The organism is Methylovirgula sp., from assembly GCF_037200945.1.
GTDB lineage: Bacteria > Pseudomonadota > Alphaproteobacteria > Rhizobiales > Beijerinckiaceae > Methylovirgula.
The window spans coordinates 89975-107832 of sequence record NZ_JBBCGP010000001.1 but is presented as its reverse complement, the minus strand read 5'-3'; the positions used below and the strand labels follow the sequence as shown (position 1 = coordinate 107832).

The following is a 17858-nucleotide window of genomic DNA, read 5'->3' as shown; positions in this document are numbered from 1 at the left end:
GATTCGTGATACGGTTTAGACCAGCTTGATCGTGACGCTTTCGCTTGCAGCCCAAGGGCCAAGTGCATGATCGCTTCGTATCGCCATCCGAAGTACTGGCTTGATCCGCGGCAAGACACGGCGTTCCGCCGATATCTCGGGCTGTACCCGTATGTGGCTATCGTGGGATTTGTCGGTGTCGCTATATCACCTGCGGCCGCGCAGACTTGCGCAATCGCGAATAATCAGTCGAGCCAGCCAAGCACCGTTAGCCTGAACGCCGGGTCTTGCACGATCCCGAGCGGTCAGGTGCTGCAAGCGCCGGGCTTCTTTCCGCCGCCGGGGCCCCAGTCGATCGTCGCGACAGGCGGCGGTGTGATCAGCGGCAGCAATCTGACAGTCTTCACGACGCCGAGCGGCGGTACGGCCAAGCCCGTCGTCCAAGCGAGTGGCCCCGGCAGCGCGATTTATCTCGATGTCAACAGTGCGGGAACAATCACCGGATCGGGATCGACCTTCACCACATCGAGCGGCGGCGGCTCGGTTTTCCTGGAGGCCGATACTTCGGGCCTGATCGAGGCCAGCAACATCAACCTCAACTTTCCTTCCGGTGGCCAAGACACCGGAGCGTTGGCGCAAACGAACGGCAGCATCGTCCTGCTCGGCGGAAGCATGACACTCGGCAGCGGCAGTGGCCAGGTCCTCGGCTTGTCCGCGACCAGCGGTGGCTCAATCACAGCAAATGGCACGACGATCAACGTTGGCCAATCCGGCAATCCCGTCGGCGGCATCGATATCGGCGCGCAAGCAAACGGCGGCTCGATCACACTGACCAACTCAACCGTCAACATGTTCGACCAGGGCAGCCAGAATTTCGGTCTTCAGGCCATCGGTGCGAGCAGCACGATCACGACGACGAACACGAATGTTGTCGTGGAAGACCCGAACAATCCGCCGCAGGTCGATCTCGATACGGGGGTGCGAGCCGCGGGGGGCGCCCTCGTCAACATGACCGGCGGCAGTGTCTCGGTCTCCGGTCGTGGCAATGGCGAGTTGGGCTGCAGGCCACGGGGGGCGGCAGTGTTATCAACGCATCTGGAGTCGCGATCAGCGTGCCGACTGGCGCTTCCGGCGCGGGCGTCCAAGCCGATACCATTGGCACGGTCAATTTGACCAACGCCAGCACGATCAGCACTGGCGGATTGAACACACCGGGCGGGCTGCTGCGGACCGGCGGCACGATCAATATGACCGGCGGCAGCGTAACAACGACGGGTGCTAATTCCGACGGTTTTGCTTTCACCGGCGGCGGCGCGGCTGACACGCTGAACCTGACAAATGTGACGGTCGCCGCCACTCAAGGCAATTCTTTCGACGTCAATGGCTCAACTGCCAATATCGCGCTCGCCGGCGTCACGGCGACGGTCAACAACGGCACCGTGCTGCTGACGCAGGGCGGTGGCACCACGGCACTGAATGCGAGCGGTTCGACGCTCGCCGGTGTGATGACGACCACCGGCGGCAGCACGGCCAATGTCACGCTTCAAAACGCGACGACTTGGACGATGACTGGCAATTCCAACGTCACCAATCTGACGAACGCGAATAGCGAGATCGACTATACTGCGCCGACCGGCGATCCGACGCTCCTATCGAGTTACAAGACGCTGACCGCGAACAATTATGTCGGCGACAACGGAACTATCGATCTCAACACCTATCTTGGCGCCGACGGCGCGCCGTCTGATCTGGTCGTCATCAATGGCGGTGCTGCGACAGGCACGACGATTCTGGGCATTACCAACACGACCGGTCCGGGCGCTGAAACGCAGGCTAACGGCATTCAAGTCGTCTCCGCCCTCAATGGCGCGACCACCGCGGCCGGGTCGTTCTCACTGGGCGGGCAGGAAGTGCGCGGTGGCGCTTTTGACTATTATCTTTTCCAGGGCGGTATCAACGGCAGCGTTCCGCAGGATTGGTTCCTGCGTTCGAGTTTCGTCGTGCCACAGGTTCCGCTAACGCCTGTTCCGCCCGGCACGCCGCCGCCCGAGCCGCCACCGCCGCCGACCTCTCCGCCGGAGACTGACCTTCCGCCGGACCCGCCGCCCGTGGGTTCCTTGCCGCCCGGCACTTATCCCATCATCGGTCCGGAGATTGCGACCTATGGCGCGGTGCAGCCCATCGCGCGGGAGTTGGGCCTGACCATTCTTGGTACGCTAGACGATCGCATCGGCGATACATTGCTGGATGAGAGCCAACCCTGTGCAGACTCAGGCGACGTGGCGGATAAGCCGATATTAGAGCGGCGCCGCCCGATCGATTGCGCCGCTGGCGACCGGCATCCCTCCACATGGGTGCGGGTGTTTGGCCAGAGCATCGACAACAGCTACCGGGCTTTTGCCGCGCCGAGTACCACTGGCCAATTTCTCGGCTTTCAGGCCGGCCTCGATCTCTGGCGCGGTTCCTTCGCACCTGGGCATCGCGACGCCGCTGGCCTTTATTTCAGTTATGCGAATGCTTACGCGGATGTCTCCGGTATCGTCACTAATGCCGCGGCGACGGGTTATATTTTTGAACATACCGGCACGCTCAATCTCAATGCCTGGTCGGCCGGCGGCTACTGGACGCATTACGGTCCAACAGGCTGGTATCTCGATGCCATCGTGCAGGGAACCCGCTACGATGGTTCTGCCGGGACGCAATTCGCTTCACTCGAGACCAGCGGCTATGGGCTGATCGGCTCTCTCGAGGGCGGCTATCCGATCGCATTGCCGGTCTTCGGGCCGGGATTTGTTATCGAGCCGCAGGGCCAGATCATCGGCCAACGTGTCGCTTTCGATTCGGCGAACGATGAATTCGGCGAAGTGGCTCTCGGCACGACAGATGGCGTCACAGGCCGCCTTGGCCTGCGTGGCCGCTGGACCTTCGAGACCTCACAAGGCGAGGAATGGCAGCCCTATCTGCGAGCGAATTTCTGGCGTGATTGGGGCGGGCAGGCGACCACTGTCTTTTCGGGCGTCGATCAAGTGCCGCTGGCTGAAGCCGCGGACCGTCTCCAATTCGGCGGGGGCTTGACGATGCGACTCAACGCGGCCGTCAGCCTCTACGCCAATGCCGATTACCAGCTGGCGGTGGGCGACACTGGGAACGGCCGCCGTGAAGGGGTCAGAGGCGCTGCCGGCGTGCGCTATAGCTGGTGATCACTTTTTGGCTTGCACGGCAGCGGGTTTAGGCGACGTCGCGTCGGGTTGCATCAGCGCGCGATAGGCATCGGCCAGACCGGCACCAAACTCGGCGCTTTGATCGGCTGTGCCGAGCGTTCGCGCCGTCGCCATCAAGATCGTGCGAACGTCGGCCGGCGTGAGCGAGGGCTTGCGCTCCAGCAGCAAGGCCGCAATGCCGCTGATATGCGCGGCAGCCACCGATGTACCTGTTGTAATCTGATAGGCATCGTCCGGTGCATCGACGAGGATTTCGACGCCGGGCGCGGCCAGTGCGATGTAAGCGCCGTGATTGGCCATGTCATAGACGTGGTCGCCGCTGTCGGTCGCTGTGACGGCGATGACGTTGGGGTCGGCAGCGGGATAGAGCGGGGCGGATTTTGCGCCCGAATTTCCGCCGGCTGCGATCAGCACCATGTTTTTCAGGTACGCTGCCGCCAGCATCCGGTGCAATGTCGGGTCTTCCGGCCCGGCGAAACTCATGTTGACGATCCGTGCGCCATTGTCCGCCGCCCATTGCAGGCTCTCGTAGATTGAGAACGAATTGCCGCGTGCGAGGCCTGGCGTATCATCGAAGGCGCGTGCCGCCAAAAGCTCCGCGTCCGGCGCGATGCCCAAAAGCTTTCCGTGCGCGGCGATTGCACCGGCCATCGCGGTGCCATGCGTATGCGGGCGTGCGCTGCCGCCGAGCGCGTCGAAATTTTTGACGACAGCGCCTTTGAGATCGGGTTGTTTCGCGTCGATGTCGGAATCGATCAATGCGAGGCGGATATGCCTGCCGGTTGCCAGGCGATGCGCGGCGGCAACTTCCAGTTTGCCGAGTACATATTGCGCCGGATCGCCCTGGATAATCGGCGTGACCGACTGCTCCTGAAGCGTGAAGATATAATTCGGCTGCACGCTGGCGACGATATTTTCGCGTTTCAGCGAGGCGACGACATTTTCGACGGGACGATCATTCTCGATACGCCAACGCGTCAATTGACTGCCGATGAGCGAGAAATTTTTCGTTTTAACGGGAGTGAGGTCGAAACGACGTGCGAGACGATCGATGGTCTGGGGCGATGCGCCGGATGAAAACTCGGTGATGACTTCGTGCGGCATGACTTGTTGTGGTCTCGTCGCCGCGACGAACTGAGGACCTGCCCCGCCGCGATGTGCGTGTCGGTGCCTCGGCGGCGGCGGCGGCACATTCTGCGCGACGCGACGATGCACCGGGCGGCTGGCCGAATGGGTGGGGCTGGGCGGTGCGGAAGAACCGGGGTAGCCGGAATAAGGGTAGCCCGGGTAGTAGCCGCCACCGCGCCAGCCGGTGCGCGGTGGAAGAGGGTGACGCCCACGCCAGCCATAAGGGCCGCTGGCATAGCGGCCTCCCATCATGGGCCGCCCTCCGCCGAAACGGCCGAAGCCCATGCCATATTGCGCCTCAGCCGGCCGAAGGTCAGCAAACAGGCCCGCCAGAAATCCAATCGAAAACACCGCCAGAGTGAAGCGCCGCAAAGTTCCAGAAATCTTCTTCATGGCAACCTCACTTGCTGGCTCATTTGCCGCCGCGCGGCGACATCACTCCGACGGCACGATAAAGCCGACGGCTTTGTCGTGTTGCAGTCTGTCCGCGAGACTTTGGAGATCGGCCGGCGATATTTTCGCCGGCGTCGCGCGGACAAGATAGAGACCGCCCCCAGACGGACCGTTGGCGATCCTCAATTTGTTGACTTGCAGGAATTTGGTGATCGCATCGGCATTGGCCTGCGGCGCGAAGCGGATCAGGACATAGGAGCCCGCGCCGAGCGCCCTGCTTGCCTCTGATGCGGTTTCATAACCGCCTGACGTTTTGTCTTTGAGTACATAATTGCCGATGACACCGGCCTGTAAGGTCAGAACGAGCGCCGCCGCAGCGGCACCGAAGGCCAATGTGCGTGGCGACAGGCTCGCAAAAAATTCGACGACACGGTCGAGAATATTGGCCGCGGCTGCCGTCGGCTTACGGCCTGGTTCGGCGTCGATTTTGGCGAACAGGGCGTTCAGCGTGCGTGACGACGGTGTGCCCAAAGCCTCGTTGAGTTGAATCGTTTGCGTGACTTCCTCGCGGACGAGCGCATAGCGGCGTGCGAGTTCAGGGTCGACGGCGAGCGCCGCATCGACGCGCTGCGTTTCGCTGCGACTCAGCGTGCCCGCGGCCCGCCAGGGCAGGAGATCCTCGATCGCCTTGCGCTCGTCGTCTGCAATATTCATGGCCAACCTCGATCGATCCCACGTTCGTTGAGGAGTTCCGACAATTTCTTACGCGCGTAGAACATCCGTGTTTTCACAGTTGCCGCAGGAATGCCGACAATTTCGGCGACCTCCTCCACCGACTTCTCGTGGTAGTAGACGAGGTCGATGATCTCGCGATGCTCCGCCGAAAGTTTGCTGAGACATGCACGCATGGCAGCACCCTTGTCCTTCTTTGCCAGTGTGATCTCTGGATCGTCGCTTCCATCCTCGATCGCACTCGCGGTTTCCTCGTCGAGCGCGCTGTCCGGCTTGCGGCGCAAGGCCGACAGCGCCTTGAAACGCGCGATGCTCAAGAGCCAGGTCGAGACGCTTGAGCGGCCCTCGAATTTTCCTGCCTGCCGCCAGACATCGAGAAATACGTCGCTGATCAAATCCTCTGCATTGGCTTCGTTGCGTACGATGCGCAGGACGAAGCGATAGACCTGCGTCTGATAACGCGCGAACAGCAATTGCATCGCGAGACGGTCGCCTTTGGCGATTCGCCCGACGAGCTCTTCGTCCGTCGTCGTTTGCATCGGCATGGCCATCGACTCGCAATGTTAGTCGCCGCCGGGCGTGTGCAGGTTCAATCGCAATCGAATAAAAATTCACCGCCGCGTGCGCGTCGTGCGCCGCCTGCGGCCAGATCAACTCCGAACCGCCTTTAAGTAGCATGGTTTGCTGAGGTTTAGCGCTGGCCGCCGGTGTGCCAGCGCAGGTTGGCGTTCTTAATCCAATCTGATTCCGCCTGACGTTTGAACCTTTCTCCGCGGCGCTTCGACCAACGGGCATTGCAACTCGCAAACGCGGAGAAAACCAATGTCACGCAAAATCATCATCACTCTCGCAGCCACCATCGTTGTCGCGGCGAGCAGCCTGGTTTCAGAATCTGCCGACGCCCGCGGCTTCGGCGGCGGTCATTTCGGTGGCGGCTTCGGCCGCGGCGGTTTCACCCGCATCAGCGCCGGCGGATTTGGCGGAGGCCATTTCGGCGGCGGTCACTTCGGTCACGGTGGCGGCCGGATCGTCCCGATCCTCAACAACCCCGGCCGTGGCGGCCATGGCGGCGGGCAGGGTGGTCGCGGTCCGGGCTATCCTTTCCCGCCGCGCCATCCTTATCCGCCGATCGTTTGGCACGGCCACCACCACCCGCATGGGCATTGGGTGTTTCGTGGCGGGCAATGGGTGATCGAAGATGTGGCCGTCGCAAGCGTCGGTGTTGCCTCGGTCGGCGCAGTCGCCGCTGATCCGGCGCCCGGTCCCTGCACCTGCCTGTTCAAGACCTATACGCCGGACGGCAAAGTGGTCTTCTCGGACATGTGCACCAAGGAATCGGCCAGTGCGGCGGTCGGAACAACTGGCTCCCAGGCGGTGTTGGCGCCGACCCAATCTTCGGGCGCCCAGATGACCCCGGCTCAGGTCACGCTGATGTCGACGTCGGTGGACTACGACGGGCGCACCTATGCCGATTATCTGGCGGCGAACCCGGACGTGGCTCAGGCCCAGGCTGCGGCTGAGGCCCAGGCAACGCAGGAGAGCCAGCCGGCCCCGGCGACGCCAAAAGGCAATTGAGTCTCGATCAGGCCGAACCTGCTACAAACAAAGGCCGTCCGCGCTCGCCGCGGGCGGTCTTGCTCTTGAGGCCCCCTCCCTCTATAAGCCCGCACGGCCTGTTTCCGACACCCCTGGAGGCGAGGGCCGCGATTTCTATCAAAGGATAGTGCTATGGCCGAGACCAAAACTCTCGCGGCCACGGCGCGCAGCGTTGGCGGCAAGGGGGCCGCTCGCAGCGTTCGTCGTGAAGGCCGCATTCCCGCTGTCATCTATGGCGGCGGCGATCCCGCCCAGTCGATTTCGCTCGAATGGCGCGAAGTCAACAAGCTCATCTATGCCGGGCACTTTCTCACGACGATCTACGACATCGACGTCGGGGGCGCCAAAGAGCGCGTGATTCCGCGCGACTATCAGCTTGACCGCGTCACCGACCGGCCGCTGCATGTCGATTTCCTGCGTTTGAAAGCCGGTTCGACGTTACGCGTCGCGATCCCGGTGCATTTCATCAATCAGGAAACCTCGCCCGGCATCAAGAAGGGCGGCACGCTCAACATCGTGCGCCATTCGATCGAGCTGAAGGTCCCGGCGGATGCCATTCCCGAGGCGATCACCGTCGATGTCGGCCAGCTCGACATTGTCGAATCGGTGCATATTTCGGCGATCACGCTGCCGCCCGGCTGCAAACCGGTCGATACGCAGCATGACTTCACCATCGCGACCATCGCTCCGCCTGTCGCCGTCGCCGAGACCCCGGCTGCCGCCGCGGCTGCGCCCGCAGCAGGGGCTGCGCCCGCCGCTGCTGGTGGCGACGCCAAGGCCGCGCCCGCGGCCAAGCCGAAGAAGTAATGAAAATAGCCGGGCGGCATCAGCCGTCCGGCACCGACTTCAAAAAATTGCTTCAAAAAATTGGAGCGGGATTTTTGCGAAAAACCGCTCACATTTTTTCGAATCCCGCTCCGCCTGCCGGCCTCTCCGCATGAAGCTTTTCGTCGGCCTCGGTAATCCCGGCCGCGCCTATGCCGGGCAGCGCCACAATATCGGTTTTATGGCAGCCGACGCCATCAGCCGGCGGCATCCGTTCGCGCCGTTCCGCGCCCGTTTTCAGGGCCAGACGAGCGAGGGCACGATCGGGGACGAGCGGATCATCCTGCTGAAGCCCGAGACCTTCATGAACGATTCCGGCCGCGCGGTCGGTGAGGCGTCGCGTTTTTACAAGATCGATCTCGCCGACATCGTCGTCTTCCATGACGAACTCGATCTGCAACCCGCGCAACTTCGGGTCAAAATCGGCGGCGGCAATGCCGGACACAACGGCCTGCGCTCGATCAGTGATCACGTCGGCAACAATTATCGCCGCGTGCGGATCGGCATCGGCCATCCGGGCGACAAAGCCCGTGTGCATGGTTATGTGTTGGGAAATTTCGCCAAGGCCGAGCAGCCTTGGGTCGATGCCATGTGCGGGGCGATTGCCGCCAATGCCGGCTATCTCGCTGACGGGGCCGACAACAATTTCCAGAACAAGATTTTTCTGGCGATGCAGGACTCGGGCGTGCTGCCGGAGGAATAGCTGCACGGGTCAAAGTAAGTTTACGCCAGTCTCATTCCTCACTAAGAAGCGCGCATGAATGAACCCGCGATCACGCCCGAACTCGTTGCCTCGCACGGCCTGAAGCCGGATGAATATGAGCGCCTCGTCGCGCTCATCGGCCGGACGCCGAGCTTCACCGAACTCGGCATCTTCTCGGCCATGTGGAACGAGCATTGTTCCTATAAATCGTCGCGGCTGCATCTGCGCAAATTGCCGACGGAAGCGCCGTGGGTCATCCAGGGACCGGGCGAAAATGCCGGCGTCATCGATATCGGTGACGGGCTCGCCTGCGTCTTCAAGATGGAGAGCCACAATCATCCATCTTATATTGAGCCGTTCCAGGGCGCCGCGACCGGCGTCGGCGGTATTCTGCGCGACGTCTTCACGATGGGCGCGCGCCCCGTTGCCTGTCTCGATCTTCTGCGCTTCGGTTCGCCGGAGCATCCGCTGACGCGTCATCTCGTCGGCGGCGTCGTGGCCGGCATTGGCAGCTATGGCAATAGTTTCGGCGTGCCGACCGTTGGCGGCTCGACGCGCTTCCATAAAGCTTACGACGGCAACATTCTCGTCAATGCGATGGCGGTCGGGATCGCCGAAAAGGACGCCATCTTCTATGCCAAGGCGACGGGCGTCGGAAATCCGATCGTCTATCTCGGCTCCAAGACCGGGCGCGACGGCATCCATGGCGCAACCATGGCGTCGGCGGCCTTCGACGAGAATTCGCAGGAAAGCCGTCCGGCCGTGCAGATCGGCGATCCGTTCGCTGAAAAGTTGCTGCTCGAAGCCTGTCTCGAGTTGATGAAGTCGGGCGCGGTCATCGCCATTCAGGACATGGGCGCCGCCGGTCTCACATCATCCGCCGTCGAAATGGGCGCCAAGGGCGATCTCGGCATCCTTCTCGATCTCGACGCGGTGCCATGCCGTGAGCCCGGCATGACGGCCTATGAAATGCTGCTGTCGGAAAGCCAGGAGCGGATGCTGATGGTGCTGGCACCCGGCCGCGAGGCCGAGGCCGAGGCCATCTTCCGCAAATGGGGTCTCGATTTCGCGATCATCGGCCATACGACCGACGATCTGCGCTTTGTCGTCAAACATCATGGCGAAGTGAAAGCCAATCTGCCGATCAAGGAGCTTGGCGACGAAGCGCCGCGTTACGATCGTCCGCATGTCCCAACGCCGAAACAGCCGATCATCCGGCCGCAAGATGTCACGGCCCCCAATTCCAACGCCGACGCGCTTCTGCGGCTCATCGGCAGCGCCAATCTCGCCTCGAAGCGCTGGGTCTATGAGCAATACGACCATCTAATCCTCGGCAACACGGTGCAGGCGCCGGGCGGCGATGCCGCGGTGATCCGTCTTGGCGACGGCCCTAAAGGCTTGGCGCTGACGACCGACGTGAACGAGAATTATTGCGGTGCTGATCCCTTCGAGGGCGCGAAGCAGGCGGTTGCCGAAGCCTGGCGCAATCTCTGTGTCGTCGGCGCACTGCCGCTCGCCTGCACGGACAATCTCAATTTCGGCAATCCCGAAAAGCCCGAGGCGATGGGGCAATTCGTCGGCGCGGTCGAAGGTTTGGCGAAAGCCTGCAGGGCGCTCGATTTCCCGATCGTCTCCGGTAATGTCTCGCTCTACAACGAGAGCCCCGAGGGGTCGATTTTACCGACTCCAGCCATCGGCGGTGTCGGCGTCCTCGACGACGTCACGAAGACCGTCTCGCTAAGTTTCAAAAATGCCGGTGACACGATCCTGCTGATCGGCGAGACGCAGGGCTGGCTTGGTCAATCGGCCTATCTACGTGAAATTTGCGGCCGCGAGGAGGGCGCACCGCCGCCCGTCGATCTTGCCGCCGAAAAGAAGGCCGGCGATTTCGTCCGCGGCCTCGTCCGGGCGGGCGGCCTGACTGCTGCGCACGATCTCTCCGAAGGCGGCCTTGGCATCGCGCTGGCGGAAATGGCGCTGGCCGGCGGCGTAGGCGCTTCAATCGACCTCACGACCGAGATTCCTCTGCACGCCTTCCTCTTTGGCGAGGATCAGGCGCGCTACGTTCTGACCTGCAAGCCGCAGGCTGCCGCCGATATCGTTGCGAGCGCCAAGGCTCTTGGTATTCCGTGCCAGGCGATCGGCACAACGGGCGGCGACGCGTTGACCATTCCGGGGGGCGCCGCCATATTGCTTAACGACCTGCGGCGCCAGCACGATTCATGGCTGCCGGATTATATGCAGGGTCAGCTTATTCTTGAGGAGCATGCCTGATGCCGATGGCCGCGGCCGAGATCGAAAAATTGATCGTCGCGTCGATTCCCGACGCCAAGGTCGAAATCCAGGACTTGGCTGGGGACGGCGATCATTATGCGGCGAGCGTGGTCTCGCAAGAATTCGCCGGCAAATCCAAGCTGCAACAGCACCAGCTCGTCTACAAAGCCCTCGGCGGCCACATGGGCGGCACACTGCACGCCTTGCAACTGCAGACCTCCGCCCCGAAATAGCGGATATACGCCTTATCGCGCCTCAGAGCGTAAACGATCAAAGAAGGACCGAGCATGTCCAATATCAACGAGCAGCTTCAGTCGATTGTCGACAATAACGATGTCGTTCTGTTCATGAAGGGTGTGCCGGACGCCCCGCAATGCGGCTTCTCCAATCAGGCCGTGCAGATTTTCCGCTATATCGACGTCAATTTCAAAGCCGTGAATTGCCTTGAGACCGACGAATTGCGTCAGGGAATCAAAAGCTTCTCGAACTGGCCGACGATTCCGCAGGTTTATCTCAAGGGCGAATTTGTCGGTGGCGCCGACATCCTGCGCGAGATGTTCCAGAACGGTGACTTGTTCACGGCGCTCGGCGAAAAGGGCATCGCGTTCAAAGCCCCTGCCGCTGCCCAAGCCTAAGCGCCAAAGCTTCATCCTGCGGGCTTGATTGAGCCCGCAAAATCGGGCATAGCACCGCCACGACACGCGGCCTAAGAGCGGGATGCGAAAAAGTGTGAGCGGTTTTTCGCAAGAATCCCGCTCTAACTTATCAAATTCCCTCCCATTCTCGATTCAGGATCGAAATCGATCCTGAATCGAGAATGGGATTTGGGCCGCGTTTTAGCTTGAGCCGGCCCGGCGCGACGCCATCAGGTCTGAACAGGCGTTCCCGAAATCCCGATTTTGCCGGCCCTGCCGCCGGCTCGATTTGCTAGGCTGAGGTCATGAAAGTCCGCAATTCTTTGAAGTCCCTGCGCAAGCGTCATCGCGCCAACCAATTGGTGCGCCGCAAGGGCCGCGTCTACATCATCAACAAGGTGCAGAAGCGCTACAAAGCTCGGCAAGGCTGATATTCTCAAGCCGGAGCTCCTCGCGCGCACGTTCTTTGACATTCTCCGGCTCTCCTCTAGTTTGAGCCGATGCGTCTGCGCCCTTCGCCCTGGCTGGTTTTGCTCGCCGCCGCTGCCTTTCCGTTGCTGACGATCGGCCATGTCTTCGCCGGCGATGACGACGATAATGCGCAATGGCCTGATGGCTCTTCAAGCGAAGTCTTGAAATTGCCCGGCATGCCGCCGATGCGGCTGCCGCCGGGCATCCATATTTTCGGGTCTGACGGCCGCGAGTTGCATGTCGGTCCCGAGCAGGGCCTTGGACAGCCACCTGCCTACGACGACGGCTCGCTCGCCCCGCATCATCAATTGCCTCAGCAAAAGCCGCCGGAAAATGCGGCGACCCGCGCCGCCAAAGCCAAGGCCGCGCGTGCCGAGGCTTTGAAACAGGCAATGGCGCCGCAGCCGACGCACGAAGCGCTGCGTACGCAGGCCCTCGATTCGCTATTTAAAAAGCTGGCGACGGCCCACGATCCCGACGAGGCGGGGGGAATCGCGATGGCGATTCAACATGTCTGGATGCAATCCGATTCGGACACCGCGAGCCTGTTGATGGAGCGCTCGCTTGAGGCACAGCAGGGCGGCAATCTGCCATTGGCGCTCGTCTTGCTCGATAAAGTCGTCGCGCTCCAACCAGATTGGGTTGAGGCCTGGAACAAGCGCGCCGCAACGCGGCTTCTCGGCGGCGATCTCAATGGCGCAATCGGTGATTTCCAGCAGGTTTTAAAGCTTGAGCCGCGGCAGTTCTCGGCGCTCGTCGCACTTGGCTTCATTTATGAGAAGCAGGGCTTCGACAAGCGCGCGCTCGATTCTTTCCGCAAGGCGCTGGCGCTCGATCCGCAGCAGCCCGAGATCGAATCGATCGTCGAGAAGCTCAAGACCGACATCGAAGGGCGGGATATTTAGTCGTCATTGCGGGCGAAGCGAATGTCGCTCCGCTCGCGACCACTCTATTTCTCGATATAGGCGATCCGCACCATATTGGTCGCGCCGGGTGAGCCGAAGGGCACGCCAGCGACGATGATGATCCGCTCGCCGGGGGAAGCAAAACCCTCGGCTGCAGCAATCACGCAGGCGCGCGCCGCCATGTCGTCCACATCCTGCGCGTCGTCGGTGACGACCGCGTGGACGCCCCAGATCAGCGCAAGCCGGCGGGCGGTATCGCGGTTCGGCGTTAGCGCCAGCACCGGCGGCTCTGGCCGCTCGCGGGAAATACGGAACGCTGTCGAGCCTGACGACGTCCAGGCGACGATCGCCTTCAGATCGAGCGTTTCAGCCACGTCACGTGCGGCCGTTGCAATGGCGTCGGCAACGGTCGCCTCTGGCGCCGGGCGCTGCGCGTTGAGGATCTGGCGATAGAAAGAATCGTGCTCCACCTCTTCGGCGATCTTGTTCATTGTCGCGACGGCTTCGATCGGATAGCGGCCCGAGGCGCTTTCCGCCGAAAGCATGATGGCATCCGCGCCCTCAAACAGGGCTGCGGCAACGTCGGACACTTCCGCGCGGGTCGGCACCGGTAGGGCGATCATCGATTCGAGCATCTGCGTCGCGACGATGACCGGCTTGCCGAGGCGGCGCGCAATGCGTGTGATGCGCTTTTGCAGGCCGGGAACCTTCTCAAGCGGCATTTCGACGCCAAGATCGCCACGCGCGACCATGAAGGCATCGGAGACTTCCATGATTTCTTCGAGCCGGGTGATCGCCTGCGGCTTCTCGATCTTGGCGAGGACCAGGGCGCGGTTGCCGACGATCTTCTTGACCTCGACCACATCTTCAGCGCGCTGGACGAAGGAGACGGCGACCCAATCGACACCGGCTTCAAGGCCCGCGAGCAGGTCGGCATGATCCTTCGGCGTCATCGAGGCGAGCGGGATTTCCGTATCGGGAAGGCTCACGCCCTTCCGGTTGGAGACGCGCCCGGCGACATCGACCACGGCCACAGCCCGCTTCGGCGAAGCTTCGGTGATGTGTAAACGCACCTTGCCGTCGTCGACCAGCATGTTGTGGCCGGGCCGCAGCGCTTCCAGAATTTCGGGATGCGGAAGATGCACGCGGCTCGCGTCGCCCGGTGTCGGATCCGAATCGAAGACAAAGATATCGCCGCGTTTCAGTTCGACAGCGCCATCCTTGAACAGGCCGACGCGCAGCTTCGGTCCCTGCAAATCGAGCAGGATCGCGATCGGGCGGCCGAATTCCTGCTCAAGCGAGCGGATGGCCAGCACGCGTTCGCGCATGTCGTCATGGCTCGCATGACTCATGTTGATGCGAAACACGTCGGCACCGGCGCGGAATAAATCGCCAATGGCGGAGCGTTGGGCTGTTGCCGGACCCAGGGTCGCGACGATCTTGCAGCGGCGCAGCCGTCGCATTTGAGTCTCCTTCAACAATTTCAAGCGACGTTCGACAGGCGATCTTTGCGGCTTTAATACGAATTCCCCGCATAAATCATCCCTTAGATGAAATTTTGTGCGCTTTGGTGAAGCCAATGGGAAATAAACTGCTGTCAGTCAGCAAGGCGCGGCCGTAGCGGATCAGGGGCCCCGGTGTCCGGGATTCGTCGGATCGGTCAATTGCACAGTCCAGTTGCGGGCGTCCCGTCCGGTATCAACCTCGAAGAAGCCGGTCCGATCGAAACCGCGAACGAAGCAATCCTGCCGCCCGGTGATGCGAAACTCGTGGTCGGCCGTACACATGAAGGCCTTACCCTTCCACTCCGCGCCACGCTCGTCCATCGCATAGACATAGTAATATTCCGAGGCGAGCGAGCCGCGGACGAGGTTGTCGCAGGCGCCAGCCTTCAAATTCCACCAGCCCTCGCTCACCCAATGGCTGCCGTCGGTGTAGGCGATCGCGACGCTCACGCGATTCTCGCTCATGTTGCAGAGGCGGAAGTCGGCGCGTACGGGCGTGGCCCCGAGCGCGGCCGACCCGAAGAGCAGAAGCGTCAGGCCGCGCCTGAATATTTTGCGTGATGGACTCATGCGGAGGGTTCTAGACCAAGGCGAAAACTTTGACGCAACAATGGCCATCTCGGGAGGCGCGCCAGTCGAGCCAGAATAGCGGACCTGCGCGCCCGGCAGGCAAGCGAAATCTGGCTGCGGTACCGCTTCATCCAAAGATCGATCCAATGATGTGTGGAGATTGACTCCATGCGATTCGCCCTTTGAAAATAGCTCATGGCGAAAGAATTGAGCAGCGACGGTTTCGAGCCGGTCGAACGGATCGAAGGACGCGCCGATGCAGGTGTCTTGCTGCTCTGCGATCATGCGAGCAACGCACTGCCGCAAAGCTACGGCACGCTTGGCATGGCTTCAGCCGACCTGGCGGCCCACATCGGCTACGACATCGGCGCTGCCGATCTTACCCGAAGGCTCGCCGCGCGGCTCGGCGCGCCGGCCCTTTTGACGCGCTTTTCGCGCCTGCTGATCGACCCCAATCGCGGCGCGAAAGACCCGACGCTGGTCATGCGGCTTTCGGATCGCCGCCTGATACCGGGCAATGCCCGCATCGACGCCGCGGAAATCGGGCGCCGCCGCGCACTTTACTGGCAGCCCTATCGCGCCGCCATCGACGACATGATTGCCAAGCTCTCGGCGCGGGGCCCCGTTCCGGCGGTGATTTCGGTGCACACGTTCACCCCCGTCTGGCACGGCACGCCGCGGCCCTGGCAGATTGGCATTCTCTGGGACAACGATCCACGTTTGCCGCATCCGCTGATGGCGGCGCTCGAGGCGCGCGGTATTGTCGTGGGCGACAACGAGCCTTACGACGGCGCGCTGCCGGGCGATACGCTGCACGAGCATGTCACCGCCCGCGGCCTTGCAGGGCTCCTCATCGAAGTCCGGCAGGATCTCGTCGCGACCCCCGAGACAGCGCACGATTGGGCCGATCTTCTGGCCGATGTGCTGTCGCCGATCCTGACACGGCCGGAGATGCACGAGATCGCCCTTGGCTCAAGCCGCGCGGTCTGCGGCCGCCGATAGACCAGAATAGCGGGGATTTCGCCGCTGCAAGCTTGATTTTGGGGCGCGGGAGCCGCAAGCGGGACCCACGAAAACGTGGAGGCTCCATGGCCCGCACAGCTAACAAACAAAGACATCAGGATAAGTCCGACATGACGGCAGATATCGCCGAGACTGGCGTTGCGGGCGAGGAATTGAAGCAATTCATCGAGCGGATCGAACGGCTGGAAGAAGAAAAAAAGGCGCTGAGCGACGATATTCGCGAGGTTTATGCCGAGTTGAAGGGCCGCGGCTTCGACAGCAAGGTGGTTCGCCAGATCGTCAGAATCCGCAAGCAGGACCACGCCGAACGCAAGGAGATGGAGGCAATTCTCGATCTCTACATGCAGGCGCTCAATATGGCGTGAAGCCTCACGAGATCGTGTGAAGCTGGCGGGGGCATGTGGCCGCTTACAAATTCCTGCAGACGTTCCTATCTCGAGCCAGCCGCAGCTAAGGCGCGGCATTCATGGGCGATCCGCCGTCTCGGCCGGATTGCCCTTCGCCAAGAGGTTTTGGAATGACTCAGGACGCCAGCATCCTTTTTTCGCCTTTTCGCCTGGGCGACATCGATTTGAAAAACCGGACCGTCATGGCGCCGCTGACGCGCAACCGCGCGACCCACGGCACTGATGCGCCAAACGAACTCAACGTCGAATATTATCGCCAGCGCGCCTCGGCGGGGCTCATCGTCACCGAGGCCACGCAGATTTCGCAGCAGGGGCAGGGTTATATCTGGACGCCGGGCATCTACACGCCGGCGCAAGTGGAAGGCTGGAAGAAAGTCACCGATGCGGTTCATGCCGCTGGCGGTAAAATATTCATCCAGCTTTGGCATGTCGGCCGCATCTCGCATGTATCGTTGCAGCCGCATGGCGCCGCTCCGGTTGCACCGTCCGCAATCCGTGCCGACGGAAAGACTTTCATTGCAAGCGGTTTTGACGACCTCTCCGAGCCGCAAGCCCTGACAGTCGAAGAGATCAAGTCGATTGTCGGCGATTACGTAGCGGCTGCGGAGAACGCCAAGAAAGCCGGTTTCGACGGCATCGAAATTCACGCCGCCAATGGCTATCTGATCGAGCAATTCCTCAAGGACAAGACCAATCACCGCACGGATGAATATGGCGGCTCGGTCGAAAATCGCCTGCGCTTCGCGCTTGAGGTGACGGATGCGATCCTGACTGTGTGGCCGCGCGAACGCGTCGGCATCCGGCTCTCACCGGTCAGTGCGTTCAACGACATTTCCGACTCCGATCCAGCCAAAGTCTATTTCCCGCTGATCGAAAAGCTCAGCGCGCGCGGTCTTGCTTACATTCACCTCGTCGAAGGGACGGCCGGCGTTACGCGTGACGATCCGCCGTTTGATTATGTGGGCCTGCGCAAGACGTTTTCCGGCGCTTACATCGCCAACAACGGCTACACGCGCGACACGGCGGTCGAAGCGCTCGACGCGAACCGGGCCGACCTCATCGCTTTCGGTGTGCCGTTCATCGCGAATCCAGATCTCGTCGAACGGCTGCGCCGCAATGTGCCGTTGAACACGCCCGACAAGGCGACGTTCTACGGCGGGGACGCGCACGGCTACACGGATTACCCAGCATTAACGTAAATGCGAAGCATGGATGACCCATCTGTCTAGCGTGTGTCTTTTGTCATGTCGTGTCGTTCACGTTCCAGCTAATTGTTTACTGCCCCGTGGCGAATAGCGTTGTACGTGCAATGCTAAGAAGTGTTAGCGGTCTTCCCGATTGGACTCCCGGGGGAGGACCGCTAACCGCGCGTGCTTACCGGCGGCGGCCTCGCCTAGCGCGCATTGATTGTCGTCAATCCCTAATACGGTCTATACAGCAAGGGCATTCGATCGTTAAAGATCGCGGTGAATCCTTTGCAACATATCAAGA

18 protein-coding genes are annotated in these 17858 nt (G+C 61.7%); 13 read left to right on the top strand and 5 right to left on the bottom strand.

The window, feature by feature from the left end; all coding sequences use genetic code 11:
- Positions 1-66 precede the first annotated feature (66 nt).
- Both WDN02_RS00550 and WDN02_RS00545 read left to right on the top strand, forming a co-directional pair.
- On the top strand, positions 67-1152 hold the full coding sequence (locus WDN02_RS00550; RefSeq protein ID WP_337291646.1) for a hypothetical protein: 1086 nt from the start codon (positions 67-69) through the stop codon (positions 1150-1152).
- On the top strand, positions 1092-3179 hold the full coding sequence (locus tag WDN02_RS00545) for an autotransporter outer membrane beta-barrel domain-containing protein (RefSeq protein ID WP_337291645.1): 2088 nt from the start codon (positions 1092-1094) through the stop codon (positions 3177-3179). The genes WDN02_RS00550 and WDN02_RS00545 overlap by 61 nt, the downstream gene beginning before the upstream one ends.
- Here WDN02_RS00545 and WDN02_RS00540 read toward each other — a convergent pair whose 3' ends face one another.
- From WDN02_RS00540 to WDN02_RS00530, 3 genes are read right to left on the bottom strand one after another with little or no spacing between them, the layout of a single operon-like run.
- Positions 3180-4721, bottom strand: coding sequence for a S8 family serine peptidase (locus tag WDN02_RS00540; RefSeq protein WP_337291644.1), 1542 nt, complete (start codon positions 4719-4721; stop codon positions 3180-3182).
- A gap of 42 nt (positions 4722-4763) precedes the next feature.
- Complete coding sequence (locus tag WDN02_RS00535; RefSeq protein ID WP_337291643.1) at positions 4764-5435, bottom strand: hypothetical protein; 672 nt, start codon at positions 5433-5435, stop codon at positions 4764-4766.
- Positions 5432-5998 carry a sigma-70 family RNA polymerase sigma factor gene (locus WDN02_RS00530; RefSeq protein WP_337291642.1) on the bottom strand — a complete coding sequence of 189 codons (567 nt, stop codon included), beginning with the start codon at positions 5996-5998 and terminating at the stop codon, positions 5432-5434. Before WDN02_RS00530 ends, WDN02_RS00535 begins: the two co-directional genes overlap by 4 nt.
- Positions 5999-6275: 277 nt before the next feature.
- On the opposite strand from WDN02_RS00530, the gene WDN02_RS00525 reads away from it, so the two are divergent.
- The 8 genes from WDN02_RS00525 to WDN02_RS00490 all read left to right on the top strand — a co-directional run bounded on the left by WDN02_RS00525 (position 6276) and on the right by WDN02_RS00490 (position 12862).
- Positions 6276-7028 (top strand): hypothetical protein, encoded by a 753-nt coding sequence (locus WDN02_RS00525; protein WP_337291641.1) that lies wholly within the window; start codon positions 6276-6278, stop codon positions 7026-7028.
- A gap of 153 nt (positions 7029-7181) precedes the next feature.
- Positions 7182-7856, top strand: a complete 675-nt coding sequence (locus WDN02_RS00520) for a 50S ribosomal protein L25/general stress protein Ctc (protein ID WP_337291640.1) — start codon at positions 7182-7184, stop codon at positions 7854-7856.
- Between the two features lie 130 nt (positions 7857-7986).
- The gene (pth, locus tag WDN02_RS00515) at positions 7987-8577 is read left to right on the top strand and encodes an aminoacyl-tRNA hydrolase (RefSeq protein WP_337291639.1); all 591 of its coding nucleotides are present in this window, start codon (positions 7987-7989) and stop codon (positions 8575-8577) included.
- Positions 8578-8631: 54 nt separating this feature from the next.
- Positions 8632-10851 carry a phosphoribosylformylglycinamidine synthase subunit PurL gene (gene purL, locus WDN02_RS00510; protein ID WP_337291638.1) on the top strand — a complete coding sequence of 740 codons (2220 nt, stop codon included), beginning with the start codon at positions 8632-8634 and terminating at the stop codon, positions 10849-10851.
- Entirely contained in the window at positions 10851-11084 is a 234-nt protein-coding gene (locus WDN02_RS00505; protein ID WP_337291637.1) for a BolA family transcriptional regulator, read from the top strand. Before purL ends, WDN02_RS00505 begins: the two co-directional genes overlap by 1 nt.
- A 54-nt stretch (positions 11085-11138) precedes the next feature.
- Positions 11139-11486, top strand: coding sequence for a Grx4 family monothiol glutaredoxin (gene grxD / locus WDN02_RS00500; protein ID WP_337291636.1), 348 nt, complete (start codon positions 11139-11141; stop codon positions 11484-11486).
- A 305-nt stretch (positions 11487-11791) separates the two neighbouring features.
- On the top strand, positions 11792-11917 hold the full coding sequence (gene ykgO, locus WDN02_RS00495; protein ID WP_115835752.1) for a type B 50S ribosomal protein L36: 126 nt from the start codon (positions 11792-11794) through the stop codon (positions 11915-11917).
- A gap of 69 nt (positions 11918-11986) precedes the next feature.
- The gene (locus tag WDN02_RS00490) at positions 11987-12862 is read left to right on the top strand and encodes a tetratricopeptide repeat protein (protein ID WP_337291635.1); all 876 of its coding nucleotides are present in this window, start codon (positions 11987-11989) and stop codon (positions 12860-12862) included.
- 44 nt (positions 12863-12906) lie between these two features.
- Here the strand turns inward: WDN02_RS00490 and pyk are convergent, their stop codons facing one another.
- Together pyk and WDN02_RS00480 are read right to left on the bottom strand one after the other, a co-directional pair.
- On the bottom strand, positions 12907-14325 hold the full coding sequence (gene pyk / locus WDN02_RS00485; protein ID WP_337291634.1) for a pyruvate kinase: 1419 nt from the start codon (positions 14323-14325) through the stop codon (positions 12907-12909).
- A 162-nt stretch (positions 14326-14487) separates the two neighbouring features.
- Positions 14488-14937, bottom strand: a complete 450-nt coding sequence (locus WDN02_RS00480) for a DUF1036 domain-containing protein (protein ID WP_337291633.1) — start codon at positions 14935-14937, stop codon at positions 14488-14490.
- Positions 14938-15132: 195 nt separating this feature from the next.
- On the opposite strand from WDN02_RS00480, the gene WDN02_RS00475 reads away from it, so the two are divergent.
- The 3 genes from WDN02_RS00475 to WDN02_RS00465 all read left to right on the top strand — a co-directional run bounded on the left by WDN02_RS00475 (position 15133) and on the right by WDN02_RS00465 (position 17566).
- Positions 15133-15939 (top strand): N-formylglutamate amidohydrolase, encoded by an 807-nt coding sequence (locus WDN02_RS00475; protein WP_337291632.1) that lies wholly within the window; start codon positions 15133-15135, stop codon positions 15937-15939.
- Between the two features lie 131 nt (positions 15940-16070).
- Entirely contained in the window at positions 16071-16325 is a 255-nt protein-coding gene (locus WDN02_RS00470) for a DUF2312 domain-containing protein (protein ID WP_337294829.1), read from the top strand.
- A gap of 152 nt (positions 16326-16477) precedes the next feature.
- Positions 16478-17566 (top strand): alkene reductase, encoded by a 1089-nt coding sequence (locus tag WDN02_RS00465; RefSeq protein WP_337291631.1) that lies wholly within the window; start codon positions 16478-16480, stop codon positions 17564-17566.
- Positions 17567-17858: the final 292 nt, after the last annotated feature.

Excerpts from the sequence above, each read along its gene's own strand:
- WDN02_RS00550 (WP_337291646.1), top strand. The coding sequence starts at position 67 with ATGATCGCTTCGTATCGCCATCCGAAGTACTGGCTTGATCCGCGGCAA.
- WDN02_RS00540 (WP_337291644.1), bottom strand. The coding sequence starts at position 4,721 with ATGAAGAAGATTTCTGGAACTTTGCGGCGCTTCACTCTGGCGGTGTTT.
- WDN02_RS00535 (WP_337291643.1), bottom strand. The coding sequence starts at position 5,435 with ATGAATATTGCAGACGACGAGCGCAAGGCGATCGAGGATCTCCTGCCC.
- WDN02_RS00530 (WP_337291642.1), bottom strand. The coding sequence starts at position 5,998 with ATGCCGATGCAAACGACGACGGACGAAGAGCTCGTCGGGCGAATCGCC.
- WDN02_RS00525 (WP_337291641.1), top strand. The coding sequence starts at position 6,276 with ATGTCACGCAAAATCATCATCACTCTCGCAGCCACCATCGTTGTCGCG.
- WDN02_RS00520 (WP_337291640.1), top strand. The coding sequence starts at position 7,182 with ATGGCCGAGACCAAAACTCTCGCGGCCACGGCGCGCAGCGTTGGCGGC.
- pth (WP_337291639.1), top strand. The coding sequence starts at position 7,987 with ATGAAGCTTTTCGTCGGCCTCGGTAATCCCGGCCGCGCCTATGCCGGG.
- purL (WP_337291638.1), top strand. The coding sequence starts at position 8,632 with ATGAATGAACCCGCGATCACGCCCGAACTCGTTGCCTCGCACGGCCTG.
- WDN02_RS00505 (WP_337291637.1), top strand. The coding sequence starts at position 10,851 with ATGCCGATGGCCGCGGCCGAGATCGAAAAATTGATCGTCGCGTCGATT.
- grxD (WP_337291636.1), top strand. The coding sequence starts at position 11,139 with ATGTCCAATATCAACGAGCAGCTTCAGTCGATTGTCGACAATAACGAT.
- ykgO (WP_115835752.1), top strand. The coding sequence starts at position 11,792 with ATGAAAGTCCGCAATTCTTTGAAGTCCCTGCGCAAGCGTCATCGCGCC.
- WDN02_RS00490 (WP_337291635.1), top strand. The coding sequence starts at position 11,987 with ATGCGTCTGCGCCCTTCGCCCTGGCTGGTTTTGCTCGCCGCCGCTGCC.
- pyk (WP_337291634.1), bottom strand. The coding sequence starts at position 14,325 with ATGCGACGGCTGCGCCGCTGCAAGATCGTCGCGACCCTGGGTCCGGCA.
- WDN02_RS00480 (WP_337291633.1), bottom strand. The coding sequence starts at position 14,937 with ATGAGTCCATCACGCAAAATATTCAGGCGCGGCCTGACGCTTCTGCTC.
- WDN02_RS00475 (WP_337291632.1), top strand. The coding sequence starts at position 15,133 with ATGGCGAAAGAATTGAGCAGCGACGGTTTCGAGCCGGTCGAACGGATC.
- WDN02_RS00470 (WP_337294829.1), top strand. The coding sequence starts at position 16,071 with ATGACGGCAGATATCGCCGAGACTGGCGTTGCGGGCGAGGAATTGAAG.
- WDN02_RS00465 (WP_337291631.1), top strand. The coding sequence starts at position 16,478 with ATGACTCAGGACGCCAGCATCCTTTTTTCGCCTTTTCGCCTGGGCGAC.